The organism is Streptomyces tateyamensis, from assembly GCF_003205575.1.
Taxonomy (GTDB): domain Bacteria; phylum Actinomycetota; class Actinomycetes; order Streptomycetales; family Streptomycetaceae; genus Kitasatospora; species Kitasatospora tateyamensis.
In genome coordinates this window covers 1-1,139 of sequence record NZ_PYBW01000178.1, presented here as the reverse complement: position 1 = coordinate 1,139, position 1,139 = coordinate 1, and the positions used below count along the sequence as shown (strand labels likewise).

1 protein-coding gene is annotated in these 1,139 nt (G+C 71.0%); it reads left to right on the top strand.

Annotated elements, in window-relative coordinates; translation table 11 throughout:
• Positions 1-23: 23 nt before the first annotated feature.
• Positions 24-1,139: IS4 family transposase (locus C7C46_RS31460; RefSeq protein ID WP_110673333.1), on the top strand; the 1,116-nt coding region annotated here is incomplete at its 3' end.

The window sequence follows — 1,139 nt, the reverse complement described above, 5'->3', positions numbered from 1 at the left end:
CTGCCTGTCCAGGAGGTGCCTGGATGCCACGCCCTGGACAGGTCAAGCCGACAACGGATGAGCGGCTGTCGGACCGGATCGCGATCGGACTGCTGACGCGGACGTTCCCGCCGGAGCTGGTGGACCGGATTGTCGAGGAGTGCGGGAAGTCCGGGAAGCGCAACCGGTTGTTGCCGCCCCGGGTGGTCGTCTACTTCGTCCTGGCCATGTGCCTGTTCTCCGGGCAGGGCTATGAGGAGGTCGCGCGGCTGCTGACCGAGGGCCTCGCGTGGGCCAGGCGCTGGTCGGGGTCGTGGCAGGTGCCGACGACCGCCGCGATCTCCCGGGCCCGGGTCAAGCTGGGACCGGAGCCGCTGAAGGCGCTGTTCGAGCAGACCGCCAGGCCCATGGCGACCGAGTCCACTATCGGTGCCTGGTACGGGCGTTGGCGTCTGATGGCGATCGATGGGACCACGTTCGACGTGCCGGACAGCGAGGAGAACGACGCGCGGTTCGGTCGCCCCGCGACCCACCGGGGCGAGCGGACCGCCTTCCCCCAGGTGCGGGTGGTGGCGCTGGCCGAGTGCGGCACGCACGCCATTACCCACGCGGCCCTGGGGCCGTTCACCACCGCGGAATCCGTGCTCGCGCGGGAGTTGTTCGCAGCCCTCGGGCCGGATGACCTGCTGATCGCCGACCGGGGCTTCGCCGGCCTGGACCAGTGGCGGGCCGCCTCGGCCTGTGGCGCGGATCTGCTGTGGCGCATCAAGTCCAGCGCGGTGCTGCCCGTGCGCCGGGAACTTCCCGACGGCTCCTACCTGTCCGACATCGTGGCGGCTCGCGACCACCGCAAGCGCACCGACCCGACCGTCGTGCGCGTCATCGAGTACACCCTGGACGACCCCGGCCGCCCGCAGCACCCGGCCCCCTATCGACTGATCACCACGATCCTCGACCACGAGGCGGCGCCCGCAGCCGAGTTGGCCGCCCTGTACAACCAGCGCTGGGAGATCGAGACCGCACTGGACGAGCTCAAGACCCACCAGCGCGGCCCCGCCCAGGTCCTGCGCTCCCGCTCGCCAGAAGGTGTCGAGCAGGAGGTCTGGGGCCACCTGCTGGTCCACCACGCGATCCGCCAGCTGATGCACACCGCCGCACAG